Annotated in this window: 16 protein-coding genes and 1 pseudogene; 7 read left to right on the plus strand and 10 right to left on the minus strand. The window is 74.5% G+C overall.

Going from position 1 to position 23,743, the window contains the following annotated elements; translation table 11 throughout:
• Positions 1-8: 8 nt before the first annotated feature.
• From ACFYV5_RS22555 to ACFYV5_RS22575, 5 genes are all read right to left on the minus strand, one after another.
• Positions 9-4,883 (minus strand): hypothetical protein, encoded by a 4,875-nt coding sequence (locus tag ACFYV5_RS22555; protein ID WP_389171180.1) that lies wholly within the window; start codon positions 4,881-4,883, stop codon positions 9-11.
• A gap of 31 nt (positions 4,884-4,914) precedes the next feature.
• A complete protein-coding gene (locus ACFYV5_RS22560; protein WP_389171183.1) occupies positions 4,915-5,811 on the minus strand; it encodes a hypothetical protein in 897 nt (298 codons plus the stop codon).
• On the minus strand, positions 5,808-6,443 hold the full coding sequence (locus tag ACFYV5_RS22565) for a hypothetical protein (RefSeq protein ID WP_389171186.1): 636 nt from the start codon (positions 6,441-6,443) through the stop codon (positions 5,808-5,810). Before ACFYV5_RS22565 ends, ACFYV5_RS22560 begins: the two co-directional genes overlap by 4 nt.
• Positions 6,440-7,966, minus strand: coding sequence for a hypothetical protein (locus ACFYV5_RS22570; protein WP_355111625.1), 1,527 nt, complete (start codon positions 7,964-7,966; stop codon positions 6,440-6,442). The genes ACFYV5_RS22565 and ACFYV5_RS22570 overlap by 4 nt, the downstream gene beginning before the upstream one ends.
• Positions 7,967-8,028: 62 nt before the next feature.
• Positions 8,029-8,742: a GntR family transcriptional regulator gene (locus ACFYV5_RS22575; RefSeq protein ID WP_389171189.1), complete on the minus strand. Its 714-nt coding sequence runs from the start codon at positions 8,740-8,742 to the stop codon at positions 8,029-8,031.
• Positions 8,743-8,915: 173 nt separating this feature from the next.
• Between ACFYV5_RS22575 and ACFYV5_RS22580 the strand changes: the two genes are divergently transcribed.
• The 5 genes from ACFYV5_RS22580 (at position 8,916) to ACFYV5_RS22600 (ending at position 13,351) form a co-directional block, all read left to right on the plus strand.
• Positions 8,916-10,196 carry an MFS transporter gene (locus ACFYV5_RS22580; RefSeq protein WP_389171192.1) on the plus strand — a complete coding sequence of 427 codons (1,281 nt, stop codon included), beginning with the start codon at positions 8,916-8,918 and terminating at the stop codon, positions 10,194-10,196.
• Entirely contained in the window at positions 10,193-10,981 is a 789-nt protein-coding gene (locus ACFYV5_RS22585; RefSeq protein WP_389171194.1) for a putative hydro-lyase, read from the plus strand. Before ACFYV5_RS22580 ends, ACFYV5_RS22585 begins: the two co-directional genes overlap by 4 nt.
• A 113-nt stretch (positions 10,982-11,094) precedes the next feature.
• Positions 11,095-11,859 (plus strand): LamB/YcsF family protein, encoded by a 765-nt coding sequence (locus ACFYV5_RS22590; RefSeq protein ID WP_389171197.1) that lies wholly within the window; start codon positions 11,095-11,097, stop codon positions 11,857-11,859.
• Positions 11,856-12,491 carry a 5-oxoprolinase subunit PxpB gene (gene pxpB / locus ACFYV5_RS22595; protein WP_355111633.1) on the plus strand — a complete coding sequence of 212 codons (636 nt, stop codon included), beginning with the start codon at positions 11,856-11,858 and terminating at the stop codon, positions 12,489-12,491. Before ACFYV5_RS22590 ends, pxpB begins: the two co-directional genes overlap by 4 nt.
• Positions 12,488-13,351, plus strand: coding sequence for a biotin-dependent carboxyltransferase family protein (locus tag ACFYV5_RS22600; protein ID WP_389171202.1), 864 nt, complete (start codon positions 12,488-12,490; stop codon positions 13,349-13,351). The genes pxpB and ACFYV5_RS22600 overlap by 4 nt, the downstream gene beginning before the upstream one ends.
• Here the strand turns inward: ACFYV5_RS22600 and ACFYV5_RS22605 are convergent.
• From ACFYV5_RS22605 to ACFYV5_RS22620, 4 genes and pseudogenes are all read right to left on the minus strand, one after another.
• Positions 13,348-17,013 carry a hydantoinase B/oxoprolinase family protein gene (locus tag ACFYV5_RS22605; protein WP_389171205.1) on the minus strand — a complete coding sequence of 1,222 codons (3,666 nt, stop codon included), beginning with the start codon at positions 17,011-17,013 and terminating at the stop codon, positions 13,348-13,350. The genes ACFYV5_RS22600 and ACFYV5_RS22605 overlap by 4 nt on opposite strands.
• Positions 17,010-17,405: pseudogene (locus tag ACFYV5_RS22610) on the minus strand (SGNH/GDSL hydrolase family protein); the annotation flags it as partial. The pseudogene ACFYV5_RS22610 and the gene ACFYV5_RS22605, both read right to left, overlap by 4 nt.
• Before the next feature lie 77 nt (positions 17,406-17,482).
• A complete protein-coding gene (locus tag ACFYV5_RS22615; protein ID WP_389171208.1) occupies positions 17,483-18,898 on the minus strand; it encodes a HEAT repeat domain-containing protein in 1,416 nt (471 codons plus the stop codon).
• A gap of 243 nt (positions 18,899-19,141) precedes the next feature.
• Positions 19,142-19,534: an ankyrin repeat domain-containing protein gene (locus ACFYV5_RS22620; RefSeq protein WP_389171211.1), complete on the minus strand. Its 393-nt coding sequence runs from the start codon at positions 19,532-19,534 to the stop codon at positions 19,142-19,144.
• A 329-nt stretch (positions 19,535-19,863) separates the two neighbouring features.
• Between ACFYV5_RS22620 and ACFYV5_RS22625 the strand changes: the two genes are divergently transcribed.
• Together ACFYV5_RS22625 and ACFYV5_RS22630 are read left to right on the plus strand one after the other, a co-directional pair.
• Entirely contained in the window at positions 19,864-20,058 is a 195-nt protein-coding gene (locus tag ACFYV5_RS22625) for a hypothetical protein (protein WP_355111640.1), read from the plus strand.
• Positions 20,059-20,095: 37 nt separating this feature from the next.
• Positions 20,096-21,787 carry a hypothetical protein gene (locus tag ACFYV5_RS22630; RefSeq protein ID WP_389171215.1) on the plus strand — a complete coding sequence of 564 codons (1,692 nt, stop codon included), beginning with the start codon at positions 20,096-20,098 and terminating at the stop codon, positions 21,785-21,787.
• Between the two features lie 375 nt (positions 21,788-22,162).
• Here ACFYV5_RS22630 and ACFYV5_RS22635 read toward each other — a convergent pair whose 3' ends face one another.
• Entirely contained in the window at positions 22,163-23,662 is a 1,500-nt protein-coding gene (locus tag ACFYV5_RS22635; RefSeq protein ID WP_389171218.1) for a PLP-dependent aminotransferase family protein, read from the minus strand.
• Between the last annotated feature and the right edge of the window lie 81 nt (positions 23,663-23,743).

Genomic DNA, 23,743 nt, shown 5'->3' on the forward strand with positions numbered 1-23,743 from the left:
CTGCGTTCTCACTGCCGCGCGGGCTCCTCCGCCGGTGTACGACGGAACATCCGGGTCGCGGTGATCTCGCCGTGGATGGCCTCACCCTCCGCGCTCGGCTGCGGCAGACCCGGGCGCAGGTGCTCCTCCACGCTGATGTACTTCAGCCCGGCCCGCAGGTCCGCGTCGTTGCGCAACCGGATGACCAGCGGGAACTCCGCGAGCGCGGTCGTGTCGAACAGACCGGTGGTGTACAGCAGCTGGACGCCGAGGGCGTCCGACACGGCCCGCTGGAGCTCCAGCAGGTACGTGGCGTTGGCGCGGCCGATCGGGTTGTCGAGGAACAGGGTGCCCGCGTGGCGGTGCTTGTCCCGGCCCTGGTCGTTGGAGCGCAGCGCGGCCATCGTGCAGTACAGCGCGATGGCGGCGGTGAGGAGCTGGCCGCCCGAGAACACGTCGCCCATCTGCCCGACCGGGACGCGCTCGGCCCGCAGCACCGCGTCCGGCTTGAGGATCTCGACCGCGATGCCGCGCGGCTCCAGCGCCGCCTGAACGCCCCGCAGCAGCAGGGACATGCCGTCCCGGCGCAGGTCGGAGTTCTTCTTGACGGCGGCCCGGGTCGCCTCGTCGACGACCTCCCCGAGCCTCTCGGTGAGCGTGGCCTGGTCCGGTTCCTCGAAGCGGATGCGCAGGAACTCCTGCCCCGACCACTCGCCGAGCCCCTCGGGCAGCCGCGACAGGCGCTGCGCGGAACGGAGCGTGGTCAGCGCGGACTCGACCAGACCGCGCAGCCGGTCGACGATGGAGTCGCGGTTGCGCTCCAGCTGCTCCAGCTCGTCGGTGAGCACCCTGAGCCGGGGCGCGAACGCCTCGGCCCACTTCGCCGCGTGCTCGGGCAGCGCCGCCGCGGGCAGTTCGCGGATCTGCTGCCGGGCGGGGGTGCGGACCTGCTCGTACCGGGTGGAGTTGGCGTGCCGGACGAGGATGTCACTGGCCTCGCGTACGGCGGCGTCGGCCGCGGAGAGCTCGGCGGCGCAGGCGCGCAGAGAGCGACGGGCCTCGGCGGCGGTGTGCCGGGCCTCCTCCAGCGTCCCGGGGTACGTCTCCGGGCCGTCCTCCTCGTCCTCCGTGTGGTCGCGCATCTGGTCGCGCAGGAGCGCCGCGGTCTCGTGGAATCCGCCGGCGGCGTCCTCGGCGGCGTGGTGGGCCCGCAGCAGGCCGGCGTGCGCGGCGCGCGCGGCTTCCAGGGCGTCGCTGCGGGAGGCGAGTTCGGAGGTGGCGGTACGGAGCAGGGTCTGGGCCTGCTCGGCGTCAGCGGGGACCAGGTCCTCGGGCAGCTCGGTGTGCGACGCGCCGTCCTCGGGTGCCAGTCGTTCGGCCTCGCCGCGGAGCCGGCCGAGCTTCTCGCTCGCCTCGGAGGCACGGGTCTCCAGCATCTGGACCAGCGCTTCGGCACGGGCCGCGGCGGCCTGGCGGGATGGGCCGTCGGCGCCGTCGGTGGACTCCAGGAGCTGCTCGGCGCGGGTGCGGACCTTGTTGGTGAGGCGGTCGAGCTCGGCGAGGGCGGCGGACTCGTCGCTCTCGGCGCGGGCCTGCTCGGCGCGCAGGTCGGCGCCGACGCCGACCTTCTCGTAGAGCTGGGACGCGGCCCGGTAGGCCTCGCGGAGTGTGGGGAGCGCGGCGCGCGGGGCGGCCGGGTCCTCCTCGGGGAGCTGGTCGGGGGCGCCGGCGATCTCGGCACGCTCGGCGCGCAGGGCGCGGGCGGTGCGGTGGGCGTCGTCGGCGGCCCGCTGGGCGGCGCGGCGGTCCTCGTCGGCGGCGCGGGCGCGCTCCAGGCAGGTCTGGGCACGGGCCTCGAACTCAGCGGCGTCGTCGGCCAGTTCGCGGAGCTTGGCCTGCCAGGCGGACCGCTCGCGCAGCCGGAACGCCAGGCCCGCGAGGGCGTCGGCGACGCGACGGGCGCGCTGGGCGGCCTCCTGGCGTTCGTCCCGTACGCGGGCGGCGTCGGCGGCGGCCTCGTCGGCCTCCGCCCGTACCGTCCGGGCCTCGGCGAGCGTGGCCGCGGCCGCCTCGGCGGTCTCGCGCGCGGTGGCGGCGACGGCGGCCAGTTCGGCGAGCATGCCGGGCGGGCAGTCGGCGCGCCACGAGCCGATCCGGGCGGCGAGCGAACGGTCGCCGGTGAGCCGGGCCGCGAGCGTACGGATCTCCTCGTCGCGGGCTGCCGCGCGGGCGCGCAGGGCGTGCCGCTCCTGGTCGGCGGCGTGCTCGTCGTGCATGGCCGGGTTCGGCGGGACGAGGAACACGCCCGCGTCCTCGCCGGACTCGGGGCTGGGGACGGGAGCGAGCAGCGCGGCCGCGGTGCCGACGGCGACGGTGGAGCGCGGCAGCAGGGCGGCCGTGCTCAGCACCTCACGCGCGCGTGCGTACGAGACGGGGTCGGTGATCACGACGCCGTCGACCAGCTCGGGGCGGGCGGCGAGCACGGCGGCGTGGTCGGCGGGGTCGACCGCCTGGGCGAGGTAGCGCCAGCCCGGGAGCGCCGGGATGCCCTGCTCGCCGAGGTACTCGACGGTGGCGAGGACGTCCGGGCCGGGCGGCAGCAGCCCGCCGTCGCCGAGGGCGCCGAGGATGCGGGAGTCGTCGGCGGCGGCGGTGCGCAGGTCGAAGAGCTGACGCTCGGCGGAGGCGATGGACTGGTCGAGCAGTCGCCGGAGCTCGTCGGCGTACCGGTCGAACTCGGTGACGGTGAGGGGGCCGCCGGCGCTTGCAGCCCCGGTCGCGGCGGGGCCGAAGGCGGCGCCGGGGGCGGAGGGTGGGTGTCCGTCCGCGGCGGAGGGTCCTTGTCCGCCGGCGGCCGAGTCGGCCGGGTCCGGGGTGGCGGAGCCTCCGGCGCGGCCGGCGAGCCGGCCGGGTCCGCCCGCCGCGCCGGGCGCGCCGGGCGTGGCGGTGCCCGGGGCGGTACGGGAGACGGTGCCGGGCTCGCCGCCGCGCTGACCCGGCAGCGAGGAGCCACCGCCCGGCTGTCCAGCGCCCGGCGCGGCCATGTCCGAGGTGGTCGTGCCCGGCAGGGACAGGAGTTCGGCCAGGCGTTCCTCGGAGGCGAGGGACTCCGCGGCGCGGCGCTCTGCGTCGTAGGCGTTCTCGGCGGCCTCGGCCGCGTCCGCGGCGCGGGCGGCGGCCAGTTCGGCGCGGGACTCGGCGGCGGCGGTCTCACGGGCGTGGTCGGCGGCGGCCTTGGCGGCGTCGCGGGCCGCGTCCCAGGCGGCGACCGTGGTCTTCTCGGCGTCGCTCGCGGCGAGCGCCGCGCGCGCGGGGTCGGCGTCCGGGGCGGTGTCGTCGAGCCAGCCCGCCCGTACCGCCTCGGCGGTCTCCTGCTCGACCTCGGCGAGGCGCTGGCGCAGGTGACCGGCCTCGCTGCGGGCGCGCTGGGCGTCGGTGGCGGCGGCGGTGGCGTCGCGGTGGGCGGTCTCGCCGACCTCCTGGAGGGCGGCGGAGCGCTCCTCCTCCTCGGCGGCGTGCCGTTCGCCGTCCTCGGCGGCGGCGTGCAGGGCCCGTACGAGATCGGCGGCGGCCTTGGCGCGCGCGGCGAGCGCGGGTGCGGCGTCGCGCTCGGCCTCGCGGATGGCGGCGGCCACGCGCGCGGAGCGGTCGCTCGCGGCACGGTGGCGCAGGACGGTCTCGGTGGCCTGCCAGGCGGAGTGCAGGGTGCGGGCGTCGGTGAGCTCGCGGCGCTGGGAGGCGGCGCCCTTCTCGGCGACGGTCAGGGCGAGGGAGGCGTGCCGGTAGGCCAGTTCGGCGGCGATGAGGGAGCTGCGGCCGCGGGCGGTCTCGGCCTCGGAGACGGCGTGCGCGGCGGAGGTGACCTGCTGGGCGAGTTCGGCGGCGCGGCCGCGTTCCTCGGTGGCGCGGGCGGAGAGGCGGCGGGCGAGCGTACGGGTGCGGCGCTCGGATCCGGCATGCACGTCACGCGCGCGTGCCCGGGTCTCGGCTGCGTCGACGATGCGGCGGAGGAGGTCGACGGAGCCGGCGGTGAAGTCCCGCTCGGCGGTGAGTTCGGCGCGCCGGCCGAGCTTGTTGCCGAAGCCGGCGACGAGATCGGCGAGGCCGTCGGTGTCGCGGGTGTCGGTGACGGCCCGCAGGAGCAGGTCGGTGAAGTCGGAGTCCTTCTTGACCGCGAAGAGGCCGGCGGCCTCGCCCTCGTCGGCGTTCATCTCCCGCTGGTAGCGGAAGAGTTCGGGGTCGAGACCGAGGTCGCCGAGGTGTTCGTTCCAGCGGTCGTGGATCTCCTCCCAGTACACCTCCAGGTGCGGGTACGCCTTGCCGGCCTCGGTGATGGCGTCCCGGAAGCCCTTCATGGTGCGGCGTCGGCCCTGCGCTCCGGAGGCGCCCTCGACGGGCGGGCGCACGGCGGTGGACTCGGCGACCGGGAGGTTGTCCAGGCTCAGACCGGGTCCGGGGCGGAAGGAGTACCAGGCCTCGGCGAACTTCCGCGGGTCGTTGGAGACCTGGCGGCCGCGCCACTCGCTGGCCTTGCCGACGACGACGAGCTCGCCGGTGAGGGTGTGCTGCCACTCCAGGGCGACATGCCCGCAGTCGTCGGCGAGCAGGAACTTGCGCAGGACGCCGGAGCTGGCGCCGCCGAGGGTGTTGCGGTGGCCGGGGAGCATGACCGAGAAGATCAGCTTGAGGAGGACGGACTTGCCGCCGCCGTTCTCCAGGAAGAGCACGCCCGCGGGCGCGGGGCGGCGGGGCGGCCCGACCGGCTCCTCCTCGAAGAACTCCGCCTGGGTGGGGGCGGGATGGGGCACCGGGGCGCCGACTCCGCGCAGGTCCAGGACGGTGTCGGCGTAGCGCGCACCGGCGGGGCCGATGGAGTAGAGGCGGACCCGGGACAGCTCGTACATGGCGGCGGACTCTCGTCGTCTCGTTCGTGGATCAGGCGTGGAAGGGCAGGCCGGCGTCGGCGGCGAGCTCCAGGTCGTCGCCCTCGGGCGGCGGCAGGAGCGTCGCGGTGCCGTCACTGACGGGGACGACGCCGAGGTCGAGGAGCTCGGCCATGGCGGCGCTGCCGGCCATGTCACGCACCTGGAGCTGGTAGCGGGCGGTGGTGCGGTAGGCGCCGCCGGCGTCGTCACCGGTGCGCTGGAGGAAACCGGAGTCGGTGAGGAAGGCGACGGCCTTGCCGACGATGCCGGTGGTGGAACCGGCGAGGCGGCGGGCGTCCTTGGTGGCGCCGGTGGAGCTGCGGCGGGCGTAGATCCGCCAGGCGGCCTCCAGGCCGGGGGCGTCGGAGGTGGGGTCGGTGTTCTCGCCCTGCTCCTCGGCGCGCTCCTCGAGGCGGCGGCACGCCTGGCGTACGAAGGCGTCGACGCCGTTGACGGTGAGGCGGCCGATGTAGCCGTCGTCGGCGAGGTCCTCGGGGCGGGGGAAGGCCATGGCGGCGACGGCGAGGTGGGCGAGGCCGTGCAGGAACCGGTCGGCGGAGTCGGTCGAGGCGCGGCGGGCGTAGTCGCCCATGCGGACGGCGAAGACGGAGTCCTCGTCGGCGGTGACGGCCATGCCCGCGCGCGGGGAGACCTCCAGGACGATGAGTCCGAGGCCGGTGGCGACGGCGTCGGCGAGGCGCGCGAAGGCGGGGTCCTCGCGGTAGCGCCGGAGCAGTTCGGCGTACTCGGCGTCGCGGGCGGGCATCAGCTTGGGCTGGAGCCCGAACGAGACGAGCCGTGCGGCGTCGGCGGCGTCCGCGGGGGTGACGGCGGCGGGTGCGGCGGGGGTGAGCGGGGGCTCCGGCTCGCTCCACGCGTCGGCGTGCTCGGCGTGGTGTTCGCTCACGGCTGGGGCTCCTCGGTACGGCTGGTCGGTGGGGCGCTGGGGACGGGGGGTGTCAGGGGCAGGCGGACGGGTGTGACGCTTACCGGCGCCCGCCGGGCGGGGACCTCGGCGGAGTCGCCCGGCGCGTCCGCGACGGCCGTCAGCCGGACGGCCCGCACGTAGGGCGCGGGACCGCGACGGGCCGGCGCGGACGTGACCACGACCCCGACCGCCATCCGCCGCGGCGAGGGCCCGGCCTCGGCGGGGTTCCCGCCCGCAGCGGGGCCCTGCCCCGGGGCGGCAGGCTCGCCGCCGCCGGACGAGCCACGCGTGGCCGCGGCCGGCGCCTCGCCGGGCACCGAGGTCTCGTCCTCGGCCGATGAGCCGCCCAGGGCCTCGGCCTCGCCCGTCGGCGGAGGCTCGACGGGCGATTCGCTCCCATCTGCGGCCGGCGCCTCGCCGGGCACCGAGGTCTCGTCCTCGGCCGATGAGCCGCCCAGCGCCTCGGCCTCGCCCGAGGAAATGGCCTCCATCGCGCCCTCGACCGAGGTCTCCGTCTCCGTCGACGCGCCGCCGGGGACCGCGGCCCCGCCCGCCGCCGGCGCCCGGGACGGCCGGGAGATGGCCGTGGTGGGCGGCTGGTCCGTGGTCATGAGGCCTCCGAGCGGTCCGCCGCCATGCCGAGCGCGTCCAGCAACGCCGTACCCACTATCAGGTCGGCGCCGCCGAATTCCGGGTCGTCGAGCGGGGTGCCGTCGTCGACGGCGAAGAGCAGGCGCTCCTCGCCCTGGCGGTACGCGGTGCCGACCGGTGGGCTCGCGGCGTGGACGGCGAGGAGGGCGACCAGGTACGGGAGGTCGGGGTCGCGGCGGCGGGCGTCGGCGAGGAGGCCGGAGAGCCGGCGGGGCGCGTCGTGCTCCAGGTCGAGCAGCTCCATCGCGCTCGCCAGCTGCTCCTCGCTGAAGCGGCTGTCGTCGGGCGTCGCGATCAGATCCGGCTCGGGCATCTCCGCGCCGAGGTGCTCCCGCTCGACCGGCGGCGTGAGCAGCATCTCGACCAGGTCGCCGACGCGCACGGAGGCAGGGGTGCGCAGTCCCGTGCCCCGGGCGAAGAAGGCGTCCGTGACCTTGATCGCCTGCTCGACGGGGAGCGGCAGGATCGGTGCCACGAGCTGCCCGTACAGGTCTATCCCGGTGTACGAGGTGGGGGCGGCGAAGGCCTGCCGGTCCTGCTCGGCGCGGAAGAGCGGTCCGGCCTCCAGAAGGCGGGACTGGAGCTGCGTATGGCGGCGGATGCAGTCCTTGACGATGTCGACGAGCTCGGCGGCGCGGCGCTTGTGCTCCGGCTCCTCGGCCTCGTCGCGCGCCTTGCGGATGTTGGTGAGGATCGCGTTCTCATGGCGGTAGCGGTCGGCGACGTGGTCGAGTGCCTCGGCGATCATGTCCGGGACGGCCCGCAGCCAGTCCACCGCGCGGACGTTGCGCCGGGTCGCCTCCAGGGTCTTGCGGAGGCTCTCTGCGTACTGCACGGTCCGGTACCGCGCCTGCTCGGCGGCGAGCTGGGCGTCGGCGAGCCGGCCGCGGCTGATGAGGACCTCGAGCTTCACCTCGGCCGCGATCTGGGCGCTGGTGACGTCGGTGTCGAGGGCGCCGACGAGGACGTTGACCGCCTCGTCGGTGGTCCGGAGGTAGACGCCTCCGCCGTAGCCGGGGACCTCTTCGACCAGCTTGAAGTCGTAGTCGCGGCGGGTGTAGACGCCGTCGGCGCCGAAGGTGCCGTAGACGGCGCGGAAGCCGCGGTCGACGCTGCCGACGTTGATCAGGTTCTCGAGGACCCAGCGGGCGACCCGCTCGTGCTCGGCGGCCGGGCGGGTGGGCGCCTGGGCGGCGACGCGGGGCAGGAGACGGGCGACGATCTGCTCGTGGTCGGCGCCGGTGTCGAAGTCCATGTTGAGCGTGACGAGGTCGATGGCGGCGAGGGCGACCTCGGCCATCGCGTAGACCGAGTACTCGCCCGCCAGGTTCGCCTTGCGGGTGTCCAGGTCGTGCAGCGGCGCGGTGCACGCGAGCGCGCGGAGGCGCCGCGCGAGCCCTTCGTCGGCGGCCGGGCCCTGCGCGGGCCGCGGCCCCGCGCTGAGCTGGGGCGGAACGAGGTCCGTCGAGGCAGGCGAAGTCACGCTGCACAGATTAGGTCCTCGCACCGACAACGGTCGAAACGGCGCAGATGCGACCGGCCCGCTCAGGCCTCAGGCGGCTCCGGGGACTCCGGCTCGTCGACCGCCTTCGCGTAGACCTCCACGATCCGGGTGCGGGAGTCGTCGAGATAGCGAGCGAGGAGGCGTTCCGCCGTCGCGCGTTCGCCGGCGAGCAGCGCTTTCAGAATCTCCCGGTTTCGTACGAGATACGGCTCGTGCAGGCCGCGGGGGTCGCCCACGACGTGGAAGGCGAGACGGAGTTCGGCGAAGACGCTCCGCATCAGCTCGTCCGTGCGCGCGCTGCCGGCCAGGGCGACCAGTTCGCGGTGGAAGTGGATGTTGGCGGTGGAGACACCCTTCCAGTCCGCCGCGCGGGCCGCCCGCTCGCCCTCCTCGACGGCGGCGGCGAGGCCGTCGACGGCGAACGGCGGCTGCCCCAGGTCGTGGACGACCGCGCATTCGACGAGGCGGCGGGTGCGGTAGATGTCGGCGACGTCCTCGACCGTGAGGACCCGGACGAAGACGCCCCGGTTGAGCCGGTGGACGAGCAGCCGCTCGTGGGTGAGCAGCCGGAACGCCTCGCGCAGGGTGTTGCGGGACACGCCGAGGGCTCCGCCGATGCTGTCCTCGGACAGCCGGGTGCCGGGCGGGAAGAAGCCCTCGGCGATCCGGGTGCGCAGGATGTCCGCCACCCGTTCCGCCGTGCTGGTACGCCCGAGCAGCGCCCGGTCGTCCGCCAGTTCGTCGATGTCGCCCACTGCGCTTCGTTCCCTCCGTCGTCCGCGGCCGAGTCAATCGCAGGTGCCTCGCGGAAACAAGAACGTGACGACATACCTCTTGTCGGATCGTTCAACGATCCTCTACGTTGTCGACACCGCACGGTCCTTCGGTACGTCTCTCAGGCACGCTCCTCCCCCTCTGCGAGGTGCACATGAGCACGACACAGACCCAGCAGCAGACCCAGGGCGAACGGCCCGACGACACGGGCGCGTTCGCCTGGCTGCGGGCCCTCGGGCCGCGCGGCCGCCGCGCCTTCGGCGGCGCGTTCGGCGGATACGCCCTGGATTCCTACGACTTCTTCACCCTGCCGCTCTCGATGGTGGCCATCGCCGCCTACTTCAGTCTCGACAAGGGCCAGACCGGCCTGCTGACCACGGTCACCCTGGTCGTCTCGGCGATCGGCGGCGCGCTGGCCGGCATCCTCGCCGACCGCATCGGCCGGGTGAAGGCGCTGATGATCACGGTCATCACCTACGCGCTCTTCACCGTGCTGTGCGGCTTCGCGCCCAACTACGAGACCCTGCTGGTCTTCCGGGCTCTCCAGGGCCTCGGATTCGGCGGCGAGTGGGCCGTCGGCGCGATCCTGGTCGCCGAGTACGCCTCCGCCAAGCACCGGGGCCGTACCCTCGGCGGCATCCAGAGCGCCTGGGCGGCCGGCTGGGGGCTCGCGGTGATCGTCTACACCCTGGTCTTCCAGTTCGTCGACGCCGACACCGCGTGGCGGGTCATGTTCTGGACGGGCGCCCTGCCGGCGCTCCTCGTGGTCTACGTCCGGCGGAACGTCGAGGACGCGCCGCAGGCCGCCGAGGTCCGGCGCACCTCCGCCGAACGCGGCTCGTTCACCAGCATCTTCAAGGGGCCGCTGCTGCGCACGACGCTCTACGCGGTGCTCCTGTCGACCGGCGTGCAGGGCGGCTACTACACCCTCGCCACCTGGGTCCCGACCTTCCTGAAGACGGAACGCGGACTCACGGTGGTCGGCACCGGCGGCTATCTGACCTTCCTGATCTCCGGGGCGTTCATCGGCTATCTGACCGGGGGCTACCTCACGGACCGGCTCGGCCGGAAGAAGAACATCGCCCTCTTCGCCGCGCTGTCCGCGCTCTCCGTCCTCGCCTACACGAACATCCCCTCCGGGGCGAACACGCTCCTCCTCGTCCTCGGTTTCCCCCTCGGCTTCTGCATGTCGGCCATCTTCAGCGGCTTCGGATCCTTCCTCGCGGAGCTGTACCCGACGGCGGTACGGGGCACGGGGCAGGGCTTCACGTACAACACCGGGCGCGCGGTGGGCGCCGTCTTCCCCACGCTGGTGGGCTTCCTCGCCGAGAGCTGGGGCGTCGGTGGCGCGCTGGTCTTCGGGGCGATCGGTTACGGCCTGGCGGTGCTCGCGCTCCTCGGACTTCCGGAGACCCGCGGAAAGGAACTGGTATGACCTCCCCGACCGTTCTCGACCCACGGGCGGCACGCGCGCGTGCCCGAGCCGGATCCACCGCCCCGACGGCCGGCTGGGCTCCGGGCCACGCCCAGGCCAACCTCATCTCGGTGCCCGCGGAGTGGGCGTACGACGTGCTGCTGTTCTGCACGCGCAACCCCAAGCCCTGCCCCGTCCTCGACGTCACCGACGCCGGGTCGTGGACCACGGAGCTCGCTCCCGGCGCCGACCTCCGGACGGACATCCCGCGCTACCGCGTGTGGGAGCACGGGCGACTCGTCGACGAACCGACCGAGGTGACGCCGTACTGGCGCGGCGACCTGGTCTCGTTCCTCATCGGCTGCAGCTTCACCTTCGAGGGCCTGCTCGCGGAGGCCGGAGTTCCGCTGCGCCATGTCGACCAGGGCCGGAACGTGTCCATGTACGTCACCGACCGGGCGTGCCGGCCCGCCGGGCGGCTGCACGGGCCGATGGTGGTCTCGATGCGCCCCGTACCGGCGGACCTCGTCCCCACGGCGCGGCGGCTCAGCGGACTGCTGCCCGCCGTGCACGGGGCGCCCGTGCACGTGGGGGACCCGGCGGCGCTGGGCATCGGCGACCTGGGCCGCCCCGACTTCGGGGACGCGGTCGTGGCGGAGCCCGGGGACGTACCGGTCTTCTGGGCGTGCGGGGTCACCCCGCAGGCCGCCGTGATGGCGTCGCGCCCGCCGTTCGCGATCACCCACGCGCCGGGGCGGATGCTCGTCACCGATGTGCGCGACGTCGAGTACCGCGTCGCGGCCTGACCCGCACCGCCGCACCACGGCACGTCCGCACCACGGCACATCCGCACCACCGCACATCCGCACCACCGCACGTCCGCACCACCGCACGTCCCGGGAAGGAAGGAACCGTCACCATGACCTGGGCCTCGATCGATCTCAACGCCGACCTCGGAGAGGGCTTCGGCCGCTGGACGCTGACCGACGACGAGGAGCTGCTCTCCGTGGTCACCAGCGCCAACGTGGCCTGCGGCTTTCACGCAGGGGACGCGGTCACCATGCGGCGCGTCTGCGAGCTGGCGGCCGCGAGAGGTGTACGGATCGGGGCTCAGGTCTCGTACCGGGACCTGGCCGGCTTCGGCCGGCGCTCCATGGACGTGCCGGCCGACGAGCTGGCGGCCGAGGTCGCGTACCAGATCGGCGCGCTCGGCGTCTTCGCCCGGGCCGCCGGCTCGGCGGTCTCGTACGTCAAGCCGCACGGCGCCCTGTACAACCGGGTGGTCCGCGACGAGGAGCAGGCCGCCGCCGTCGTGGACGGGGTGCTCCTCGCGGGCGGCGGGCTCCCCGTGCTCGGCCTTCCGGGCTCTCGGCTCCACGAGGCCGCCGAGAAGGCGGGGCTGCCCGTCGTCGCCGAGGCGTTCGGCGACCGGGCGTACAAGGCGGACGGCTCCCTGCTGCCACGGGGGCAGGAGGGGGCCGTCGTCACCGATCCGGCGGAGGTCGTCGAACGGTCGGTGTCCATGGCCCGCTTCGGGGTCGTGACCGCGCACTGCGGGCGGTCCGTCGCCGTACGGCCGCGGTCGCTCTGCCTGCACGGCGACACCCCGGGCGCGGTCGGCCTCGCCCGTCGGGTCCGCGCCCGGCTGGAGGCGAGCGGTGTGAGCGTGGAGGCGTTCGTATGAAGGCGCGGCGGGTGTTCCGGGTGGGCGAGCGGGCGCTGCTCGTCGAGCTGACGAGCGGGAGCGAGACGGAGGCGTTCCACGCCGAGCTGCTGCGCCGGCGGGCGGGCGGTGCGCTGCCCTCCGTACGGGAGATCGTGCCGGCGGCGCGGACGGTGCTGCTCGACGGGGTCGACGCGCCCGACCTGCTGGCCGGGCAGCTGCGGGAATGGTCGATTCCGCCCCTCCACGCGCGCGTGGAGCGGGCCGTCGAGGTGCCGGTCCGCTACGACGGTCCTGATCTGGCCGAGGTCGCCGCGCGGTGGGGGGTGTCCGTGGAGACGGCGGTCCGGATCCACTCGGGCACCGAGTTCCGGGTCGCCTTCTGCGGGTTCGCGCCGGGCTTCGGCTATCTGACCGGGCTCGGCGAGCAGTACCAGGTGCCCCGCAGGGCCACCCCGCGCACGGCCGTCCCGGCAGGGTCGGTGGCGCTGGCGGGGCCGTACACGGGCGTGTACCCGCGCTCGTCACCCGGCGGCTGGCAGCTGATCGGTTCCACGGACGCGGTGCTGTGGGACGCGGGCCGTGAGCCCGCCGCGCTGCTGACGCCCGGCTCGCGGGTGCGTTTCGTGGTGGAGAGCGCGGGGAGCCGGTGACCGATCGTGCTGTCGCCGTCGTCCGGGCCGGGGCGCTGACGACCGTGCAGGACCTGGGGCGGACCGGACACGCGCATCTGGGCGTGCCCCGCTCCGGGGCGCTGGACCCGGGGGCGGCGCGGCTCGTGAACCGACTGGTCGGCAATCCGGAGGGCGCGGCCGTCCTGGAGACCACGGTCAACGGGTGCGCGGTGCGGCCCCGGTGCGCGGTGACCGTCGCGGTGGGCGGCGCGCCGTGCCCGGTCTCCGTCGACGGGCGCGCGGTCGCCTGGGGCACGGCGGTACGGGTCCCGGCCGGGGCGCTCCTCGAGGTCGGCGCGGCGGTGCGCGGCCTGCGCGCGTACGTGGGGTTCGGCGGCGGGATCGCCGTCGATCCCGTCCTCGGCAGCCGCTCCACCGACCTGCTGTCCGGGCTCGGCCCGGCGCCGTTGGCCGACGGGGCCGTGCTCCCGCTGGGCGTGGAATCGGGCGTACGGGTGCCGGTCGACGCTCCGCCCTGGCCGGGCCCGCCGGACGAACTCGTCCTGCGGGTCCGGCTCGGGCCGCGGCACGACTGGTTCACGAGTGCGGCGCTCCACACCCTCGCCACGCGCGCGTACCGCGTCTCCCCGTCGAGCAACCGGATCGGTCTGCGCACCGAGGGCCCGCCCCTGGAGCGGGCCCTCACCGGCGAACTCCCCAGCGAGGGCATGGTCCTGGGCGCGCTCCAGGTGCCGCCGGACGGCCGGCCGGTGGTCTTCCTCGCGGACCATCCGACGACCGGCGGCTATCCGGTGGTGGCGGTGGTGCGGGAGTCCGACCTGGCGGCGGCGGCGCAGGCGGTGCCGGGGACCGCGGTGCGATTCGTGCCGCTGGGCTAGACCGTGTGCGGACCCCGGGCGGGGCCGTAGCCTCCCCCGCCCGGGGTCCGCAGGACCAGGACGTCGTCCGGGCCCACCTCGGTCGTGTCGACGCCGCCGAGGTGCTCGACGGTGCCGTCGGCGCGTTCGACCAGGTTCTCCCCCAGGACCCCGGGCCGCCCGCCGGCCATGCCGTAGGGCGGCACCCTGCGGTGGCCGGTCAGCAGCGTCACGGTCATCGGTTCCAGGAAGCGGATGCGGCGTTCGACGCCGTTGCCGCCGTGCCATCGGCCGGCCCCACCGCTGTCCCGGCGTACGGCGAAGGAGTCCACCCGGACCGGGTGGCGCCACTCCAGGATCTCGGGGTCGGTGAGCCGGGAGTTGGTCATGTGGGTCTGCACGGCGTCGGCCCCGTCGAAGCCGTTCCCCGCGCCCGAGCCGCTGGCGACCGTCTCGTAGTACTGCACGCGCGCGTTGCCGAAGGTCACGTTGTTCATCGTGCCCGAGCCCTCGGCCTGGACGCCGAGGGCCGCGTACAGGGCGCCGGTGACCGCCTGGGAGGTCTCCACGTTGCCGGCGACCGTGGCGGCCGGATAGGTGGGGGCGAGCATGGAGCCGGGCGGCACGCGCACCTCCAGGGGTTCCAGGCAACCGCTGTTGAGGGGGATGTCGTCGTCGACGAGGGTGCGGAAGACGTACAGGACGGCGGCCGTCACGACGGAGGTCGGCGCGTTGGCGTTGCCCGGCTGCTGGGGGGACGTTCCGGCGAAGTCGAGGACCGCGGAACGCCGTTCGTGGTCGACGCGGACCGCCACCTGGACGATCGCGCCGCCGTCGGTCTCGTAGCGGTACGAGCCGTCCCTGAGCCCGGCCACGATCCGCCGCACGGACTCCTCCGCGTTGGCGCGCACGTGCCGCATGTAGGCGTGGACGACATCGATGCCGAACTGTCGGACCATGGCGCGCAGTTCCTCGATGCCCTTCTCGTTGGCGGCGATCTGGGCGCGCAGGTCGGCGAGGTTGGTGGCCGGGTCGCGGGAGGGGTGGCGCGCTCCGGTCAGCAGGGCCCGCGTCTCGTCCTCCCGCAGCCGCCCGTCCCGTACGAGCAGCCAGTTGTCGAAGAGGACGCCCTCCTCGTGGACGGTCCGGCTGAACGCCGGCATGGAGCCGGGGGTGATGCCGCCGATCTCGGCGTGATGCCCGCGCGAGGCGACGAGGAACAGCAGGTCGGCGCCGGCGTCGTCGAAGACCGGTGTCACCACCGTGACGTCCGGGAGGTGGGTGCCGCCGTGGTAGGGGTCGTTGATCGCGTAGACGTCACCGGGTCGGAGGGAGTCCCCGCCGCGCCGCAGCACCTCCTTGATGGACTCGCCCATGGAACCGAGGTGGACGGGGATGTGCGGGGCGTTGGCGATGAGGTTGCCCTCGGCATCGAACAGGGCGCAGGAGAAGTCGAGTCGCTCCTTGATGTTGACGGAGTGGGCGGTGTTCTCCAGGCGGACGCCCATCTGCTCGGCGATCGACATGAAGAGGTTGTTGAAGACCTCCAGGAGGACCGGGTCGACGTCCGTGCCGACCGCGACCCGCGCGGGGCGGGGTCGTGCGCGGGTGAGGACGAGGTGTCCGCCGTCGCCCGCCGTGGCCTGCCAGCCGGGGTCGACGACGGTGGTGGCGTCGGCCTCGGCGAGGATCGCGGGGCCGGTGACGGTGTCGCCGGGACGAAGGTCCTCACGCCGGTACAGCGGGGTGTCGTTGGCGGGGGCGGGGGCGGGGGCGGGGCTGGGGCCGCTGCCGGGGCCGGTGACCGTGTCGCTGCCCGGGCCCGCGCCGTGCATCCGTACCGTCGCCCGGGGTGCGAGCGCGCCTTCGCGTGCACCCGCCTCGACGGCCACCGGACCGTGCGGCCCGGTGGTGCCCACGGCCTCCACGGAGACGGCCTCGACGACGAGCGGCTTGTCCATGGTGAAGGCATATCGCGCGCGGTGGAGGGCCGTGAACGCGCGCGTCATCTCCTCGGCGCCGGCGAGGTCGACCTGGAGGCTCGCGTCCGTGCCGGCGTAGCGCAGCAGCACGCGCGCGTGGGCGGTGATCGCGCCGTCGAGCAGTCCGTCGGCGCGCAGCTCTCCCCTGGTCCTCCCGGCGAGTTCGGTGCAGAGCTCCGTCACGCGCGCGTGCGTCCCGGGCGCGTCGAGCTCCGCCTCGACCGACTGCTCACGCATGGCGGTGGCGTCGGCGAGGCCGATGCCGTACGCGGAGAGCACGCCGGCCAGCGGCGGTACGAGGACGGTGTCCACGCCCAGGGCGTCGGCGACGGCACAGGCGTGCTGGCCGCCCGCGCCGCCGAAGCTGGTGAGGGCGTAGCGGGTGATGTCGTGGCCTCGCTGGACGGAGATCTTCTTGACGGCGTTGGCCATGTTGAGCACGGCGATCTCCAGGAAGCCGGCCGCGACCTCCTCGGGGGTGCGTCCGCCGCCGATCTCCTCGGCGAGGGCGGTGAACTTCTCGCGGACGACGGTGGCGTCGAGCGGCTGGTCGCCGTCCGGCCCGAAGACGGCCGGGAAGTGGTCGGGCTGGACGCGGCCGAGCATCAGATTGGCGTCCGTGACGGTGAGCGGTCCGCCGCGGCGGTAGCAGGCGGGGCCCGGAACGGCGCCCGCGGAGTCGGGGCCGACGCGGTAGCGCTGCCCGTCGTAGTGGAGGACGGAGCCGCCGCCCGCGGCGACGGTGTGGATGTTCATCATCGGGGCGCGCATCCGCACGCCGGCGACCTGTGTGCCCAGTTCACGTTCGAACGCGCCCGCGTAGTGCGACACATCGGTGGATGTGCCGCCCATGTCGAAGCCGATGACCCGGTCGAACCCCGCCTGTTCCGAGGTGCGGGCCATCCCGACGACACCGCCGGCCGGTCCGGACAGGACGGCGTCCTTGCCCCGGAAATGGGCGGCCTCGCGCAGGCCCCCGTTGGACTGCATGAACATCAGCCGGATTCCGGCGAGTTCGCGGGCCACCTCGTCGACGTACCGGCGCAGGATCGGGGAGAGGTAGGCGTCGACGACGGTGGTGTCGCCTCGGGGCACGAGCTTGATGAGCGGGCTGACCTCGTGGGAGCAGCTGACCTGGGTGAAGCCCAGCGCGCGGGCGCGGTCGCCGATCCGGGTCTCGTGGGCGGGGTGCCGGTAGCCGTGCAGGAGGACGACCGCCGCGGAGCGGTAGCCGTCGCGGTGGGCCGCCCGCAGCTCCTCGGCGACGGCGTCCTCGTCGAGCGGCCTGACGACGCGGCCGTGGGCGTCGACCCGCTCGGGGACCTCGATCACTCGTTCGTAGACGGCCTCGGGGAGCACGATGTGGCGGTCGAAGAGCCGGGGACGGTTCTGGTAGGCGATGCGCAGGGCGTCGCGGAAGCCCTCGGTGACGAGGAGGACGGTCGGCTCGCCGCGCCGCTCCAGGAGGGCGTTGGTGGCGACGGTGGTGCCCATCTTGACGACGTCGATCCGGTCGGCGGGGACCGGCTCGTCGGCACCGAGCCCGAGGAGGAGGCGTATCCCCGCGACGGCGGCGTCGTGGGGGCGGGCCGGGTCGTGCGAGAGGAGCTTGCGGGTGACGAGCCGCCCGTCGGGCCGCCGGCCCACGATGTCGGTGAAGGTTCCGCCGCGGTCGATCCAGAACTCCCAGCGCCCGGTCATTCCCCCATTGTGGCCACCGGAGCCTCCAGCGACACCGCCGCGAGGGCGGCGGCCAGGGCGTGTTCGGCCCGCCGGTCGAGCCGGGCACCGGTGCCGCCCGCCCAGTGGCGCAGCTCGGCGGTCGCCAGGTGCAGCAGCTGCGGCAACAGGTCGTGGCAGCGCCGGGCGACCCAGCCGGTCCCTGCGGCGGCGAGCCACCGCAGCGCCTCCGTACGGGTCGGCGGGGGCTGCTCGGGTTCGGGAGTGGGAGCCGTGCCGTGGGCGAGGCCTCGGGCGGTCAGGAGCGCGTGGAATCGTGTGGCGACGGCTCGGTGGCCGCGCTCGCCGGGGTGGAGCCGGTCGGCGCTCCACAGGGACCGGTCGTCGGTCCAGAGCGGGTCGGTGAGGTGGAGACCCCGCCACACCTCTCGCCACGGGGCGCCACGCGCCCGCCCCGCCCCCCCGGTGGCGCGGGGCGGGGCAGCTTCGCTCAGACCTGAAGGTCCGGCCCTATGCGGTTGCGGACCGCCGTCTGGACCTCGGCCTCCTCGGCCGGGTCGGCCGCCAGGCGGCGCAGTCGCTCCGCGACCCGTACGTCACCGGTCTCGGCGTGCAACGCCGCGACCTCGCGCGTGGTCTCCTCGCAGTCCCAGAGGCATTCGACGGCGAAACCCGTCGGAAAAGTCGGGTCGGTGGCCGCGAGGGCGCGGGCCGTGCGGCCGCGCAGTTGGGAGGAGGCCGTCTCTCGGTAGACGTGGCGCAGCACAGGGGCGGCGCAGGCGATGCCGAGGCGGCCGGCGCCGTCGACGAGCGTGTACAGAGCGGTCGCGTCCGGGCCTTCGGCCCGGACCGTCTCACGCAGGGCGCCGAGCACGAGCATGGCGTCCTGGGCGCCGCCCCGGGAGGCGAGGACGCCCGCGGCGGCAGCGCCGAGCGCGTCGGGCCGGTGGACCCAGCCGCGGGCCCGGTCGACGGCGGCCTCGCCGCACATGCGCTCGAACGCGGCGACGGCGGCCTCGGCGACGGTACGGGAGCCGCTGCCGGCGGCTGCCTCGACGAGGTCGAGCACGACGGGGTCGCGCGATTCGGCGAGGTAGTGCAGGGCGGCACAGCGCGCCCCGTCGGGTCCGCTGCGGGCGGCCTCGACGATGACGGGCCGGTCCTCGGGTCCGGCGACGGCGGTCAGGCAGCGGGCGGCGGGCCCGTGCAGCACGGCGCCGCGCTCCAGACCCTCCTGGGCCCAGTCGAAGACCGCCTGGACGCTCCAGCCGGGCCGGGGCCCGCTCGGTCGCATCTGGCGCTGCCAGCGGTCGAAGGAGCCCTGTTCCTGGGCGGCCCTGACGCGGGCACCGACGGCGTCCCGCTGGTCCTCGGCCCACAGCCGCCACGGCCGGGGCTCGAAGGCGTCCCGTACGGTGCTCGCCAGCTCGGCGTCGCCCTCCGGGGTGGCCGGGAATCGGGCGAGGACCGGGACGGCGAGCGCGCGCAGTCCTGCGTCGTCGTCGCGCAGGGCGAGCTCGTCGAGCGCCCACGCCCAGTTGGTGCCGGTCGCGGCGTACCGCCGGAGCAGTACCAGGGCGTCCTGGCGGCCGTAGGAGGCGAGGTGCCCCAGGACGGCGAGCGCGAGCCCGGTCCTGTTCTCCTCGGTGTCGAAGTGGTCCTCGGCCCCGAAGAGGTGGGTCTCGATCTCGGTGAGCCCGCCGTGCAGATCGAGGTACAGGCGTGCGTAGTAGAGGGAGCGGTTCTCGACCTGCCAGTCCTGGCGGGGGTCGTGGAGAACGCAGTGGTTGAGGGCCGCGAGGGCCTCGGCGCGTGGCGCGGCGAGTGCGTGCAGGGTGCCGTCGCCGCGGCCCCTCTGCAACAGGCCGAGCAGGGTGCCGCTCGGCGCTATGACTGGTTCGAACATGGAAGATGCCTCACATCAAGCTGTCGACACGACCGGGGAGTACCGGGGAGTGGTGATCGCCTAGGCCGCGCAGCAACATGGAGGGCCGCCCGTCGTCCTTCGCTTGGTGTTGACCATCTTCCTCTGCCTCTCGTCGGTGACCCCTTGCGGGCCCGACGTCATGATGACCCAGCCATTTCGCCACCGCGACCACATTTACGACACCGCTCTCACCTGGGGTTCAGTGCCCGTTCACCTGGATCTTCACCGGGTGCCGAACAGCTCCAGGAGTTCTGCCTTCCCAAACATCCGAGCAGTATCCACGGCAGACGGAGTCCCCGCTTCCGGATTTGCGCCGCCGGCGAGCAGCGCGCGGACGATGGCGTCCTCGCCCTTGAAGACCGCGCCGGCGAGCGGGGTCTGACCGCGGTCGTTGGCGCGGTCCGCGTCGGCGCCCCGGGCCAGCAGGGCGGCGACCGCCTCCGCGTGCCCGTGGTAGGCGGCGAGCATGACGAGGGAGTCGCCCTTGTCGTTGGTCAGGTTGGCCGGCACGCCGGCGTCGACGTATGCGGCCAGCGTCTCGGCGTCCCCTGTACGCGCGAGGTCGAAGACCTTGCTCGCCAGCTCGATGACCTCGGGGTCCGGAGTCTCGCTCATCGGACGTGTCCGCCTTTCCGTTCCATCGCGCACGTGACGTATGCCTCGTGCACGCGACCTGTACGTCGTGCCTGTGACCTGCGCACGGCAGCCGAGGCCGTACGAGTGAATCGACAGGGTACTGCCCGTCCCGCGACATGACGGGGCGCGTCCACGGCAAAGATCACCTAGCGCGCTCCGCGCATTTCGCCACTCGGACAAGCCCCCCACATCCGCCAGTCAAGTGAAATCGCCCGTCTTTCACCCTATTGCACCTTTAATCGCATAGATACTTCCTGTGAACCTGGAAGGACTCATGGTGACTGTCCCCTCAACCAGGAGAACTCCTCATGATCATGTCCATCTCCATGGTCGTCCTGCTCGGCATCATCTCCTTCCTGTTCTTCAAGAAGGACGGGATGAAGGCCTCCCACGCCCTCGTCAGCGCGCTGTTCGGCTTCTACCTCGCCGGCACCGCCATCGCCCCGAGCATCACCGCGGGCGGCCAGAGCCTCGCCAGCCTTCTGGGCGGGATCAAGTTCTGACGCTCTTCAGCCCCTTCCACAACTTCAGGAGTACGACGTGGCCCGGCGACCACTCCCCCGCATTCTGAGCAGCGGCAGCGACCGGATCGCTCGCAGTCGAGAGATCGCGCGCACGGCCGCCGACAGCGCCACCGATGTGCTCCATCCGCTGATCACCATCACGCGTGGTCTGCGGAAGCTGGCCGCGACCGCGCGCGCCAGGTGGGCCGCGACACCCAAGGAGCGGCGCGGTCCCACGCTGTTCCTGGTCGCGGCCTGCGTCCTCGTCGTCGCCCTCGTCCCGTACGGCCCGCTGCTGGCCATGGTCGCGGTGATGGGCGCGGCAGCGTGGAAGGGGCGGGAGCGCCCGGTCGCGAGGACCGGGCCCGACGACGCCGAGATCGAGCGGCTCAAGGGCCTCTACGAGGCGCTGGTGCCGTATTTCTCCGTCCCCGAGGACCCGGCCCCGCTCTTCGCCCACGGCGGCGACTGGAGCGGCGCGTTCGGGGACCACGCCTTCGACGACAGCGGGCGGCTCACCCGCCTGCGCATCACGTACCCCGCGTACTTCACCGACGGGGAGGCGGCCTCCCGCGCCCGGATCGAGCAGTTGCTGCACGCCAAGTCCGGTCGCGGCCGCGAGTACCTCTTCGACTGGGACGAGGAGGCCAACCAGCTCGTCATGACCGTGCTGCCCGCCCTCCCGACGACGATCGCCGCGCAGCGCTTCGTCACCGTGCCGGGTGAGACGGTCCTCGGCTTCACCGACGCCGACGCCGTGCAGCGGACGGTGCCGGTCCAGGCCGCCGACGGGGCGGAGGACGCGCCTCCGGTGGTCTGGCGCACCGGTCCGCGCTCGACGGAGCCGCATCTGCTCGCCGTAGGCCAGCCCGGCAGCGGCACGACCTCCCTCCTGCGCTCCATCGCGCTGCAGGCCCTGCCGCACGGCGACGTGCTGATCGTCGAGGGCAGCGGCACGGGCGAGTACGCCTGTCTGACCGGCCGCGCCGGCGTGCTGGCCGTCGAGTGCGGCCTCACGGGGGCACTGGCGAGCCTGGAGTGGGCGGCGCACGAGACCGAGCGGCGGCTGATCGCCGCGAACCGGGCCCGTCAGGCGGGCCGTCCCGCGCCCGACGACACCAGGCGCCCGCTGTGGATCCTGCTCGACCGGCCGAGCGTCCTCGGCCACCTGGCGGCGGCGGCCGGCCGTCCCGACCCCCAGGACCTCCTGCAGGTGCCGCTGCGGCACGGCAGGGCCGCGCAGGTCACGGTGGTGGTGGCGGAGCAGTTCGACAGCGTGGACGCGCTGAGCGAGACGGTACGGACGCACACCCGCGCCCGGGTCGTGCTGGGCCCGGCCTCCTCGGAGCAGATCGCGTCGGTGCTGGGCGTCGGGCCGCACACCACTCCGGTGCCGGTCGTCCCGCCCGGCCGTGGCTACGCCCGGCTCGGTACCGGCCAGGTGCTTCGCCTGCAGGTGCCGGCGACGCCCGATCCGTACGACGACGCGACGAGCGAGGCGCACCGTCAGGCCGTCCTGGCGCTGCTGCCGGAGCGGCAGACCGCCACGGCGACTGCGGTGGAGCCGGCCCCCGGCTCGGCCCCGGACCCCGGCCCCGGCCCGGCAACGGTGCCGGTTCCGGTCACGGACCTCGTCTCCGGCCGCGCCGCGGTGGCACACCCCGCCCCCGCCCCCGAAGCGGGTCACGGACCGCCCCCACGCCACACCCCGGTCCCAGCGGAGGGCTGACCACCCACGTGCCCACCCCCTCCGTGTGGGCATTCGTCCCGCATGGGGGTCCCCCCAGGGCGAAGCCCTAGGGGGAGGGACGGGTGGGTACACGGGACGGCGCCTTTGCGGGCGCGTTCCGCTCGTGGGTCCCCGCACCCCGGGGCCGTTACGCGTGCAGGGCCCTCGGGGTGGGCGTGGGTGCTCGGGGCGGAGGCGCCCGCAAGGGCGCCGTCCGTTGTGCCCACCCTCCCCCAGACTCCGTCCGGGGGGACCCCCATCGCCCCAGCGGAACGAATGCCCACAACAGGGGGGAGGAACGGGGGCGGGTGCCCACACCGGGGGGCAGGCGGGTGGTCTGTCCTGCGGGACGTCAGCCGACGCGGCGGGGACGTCCTACGCCACGAACGCCCGTGAGGGCTCCACGCCCGCCCCCGCGCCCGATTCCACCAGGCGGGCCGCCGCCGCCAGGCGCGCCGCCGCCTCCTCCGCGACCGGGCCGCCCACCGTGAACGGCAGCCGGACGTACCCCTCGAAGGCGCCGTCCACGCCGAATCGCGGTCCCGACGGCACCCGTACGCCCACCCGCTCGCCGACCTCGGCGATCCGCGAGCCGGAGAGGCCGCCCGTGCGGACCCAGAGCGTCAGGCCCCCGCGCGGGACCTCGAACTCCCACTCCGGGAGCTCGGCCCGTACCGCCGCGACCAGCGCGTCGCGGTTCTCCCGCGCCTGGGTACGGCGGATGGTGACGGCCTGCTCCCAGCCGCCGGTGTTCATCAGCCAGTTGACGCCGAGCTGCTCCAGGACGGGGGTGCCCAGGTCCGCGTAGGCCCGCGCCGCCACCAGCGAGCGGATCACGTCGGGCGCGGCCCGCACCCAGCCGATCCGCATGCCCGCCCAGAACGCCTTGCTCGCCGAGCCGACCGTCAGCACCGTCGCACCCGCCGGGTCGAAGGCGCAGACGGGCCGCGGCATCTCCAGGTCGTCCTCCAGGTACAGCTCGGACATCGTCTCGTCGACGACGAGGACCGTGCCGGCCGAGCGGGCCGCGTCGACGAGCTGCCGCCGCTGGTCGTCGTCGGCCAGGGCGCCCGTCGGGTTGTGGAAGTCGGCGACGACGTACGCGAGCCGCGGCGCCGCATCCCGCATCACCTGCCGCCAACGGCCCAGGTCCCAGCCGGTCAGCCCGTCGGCCATCGCGACGGGCACGAGCCGGGCGCCCGCCGACCGCATGAGCTGGAGGATGTTGGCGTACGACGGCGACTCGACGGCGATCCGCTCGCCGCGCCCGGCGAAGAGATGGCAGATCGCGTCGATGGCACCCATCGCGCCGGTGGTGACCATGATCTGTTCGGGCATCGTCGGGATGCCCCGCTCGGTGTACCGGTCGGCGAGTGTCTGCCGCAGCGCGGGCAGGCCGGCCGGGTAGTCCCCGTGCGTGTGGGCGTACGGCGGCAGCTCCTCCAGGGCGCCCTGGACGCTCCGGGTCAGCCACGGCTCGGGCGCGGGCAGCGCCGCGCAGCCGAGGTCGATCATCGAGCCGAGCGACTCCGGCGGCAGGGGTTCGAGCCCGCGCGCGGGCAGCGGGTTCCCGGCCGGTACGGCGGTCCAGCTGCCGGCCCCGCGGCGGGACTCCAGGAAGCCCTCCGCGCGCAGCGCCTCGTACGCCGCCGCCACCGTCGTACGGCTGACGGTGAGCGCCACGGCGAGCTCCCGCTCGGCGGGCAGCCGGGCCGCCACGGGCACGCGGCCCTCCAGGACCAGGAGACGGATGCCGTCGGCCAGCGCGCGGTAGGCGGGCGGCTTGCGCGTGCCGGGTCCGGCGGGGCGCGGCTGCTGCGCCTGAAGCTGCCGGGCCAGCTGGGCAGGCCCGACGGCCGAGGTCCACTGAGCCATGTAAGTCAGTCCGCCTTCATCGAATTGGCCATGGTTGGCATACGTTCCCCCGCCACAGAGTGTCATGAGTCAGTCCACTCC

The sequence above is a fragment of the Streptomyces sp. NPDC003035 genome (assembly GCF_042888285.1).
Taxonomy (GTDB): domain Bacteria; phylum Actinomycetota; class Actinomycetes; order Streptomycetales; family Streptomycetaceae; genus Streptomyces.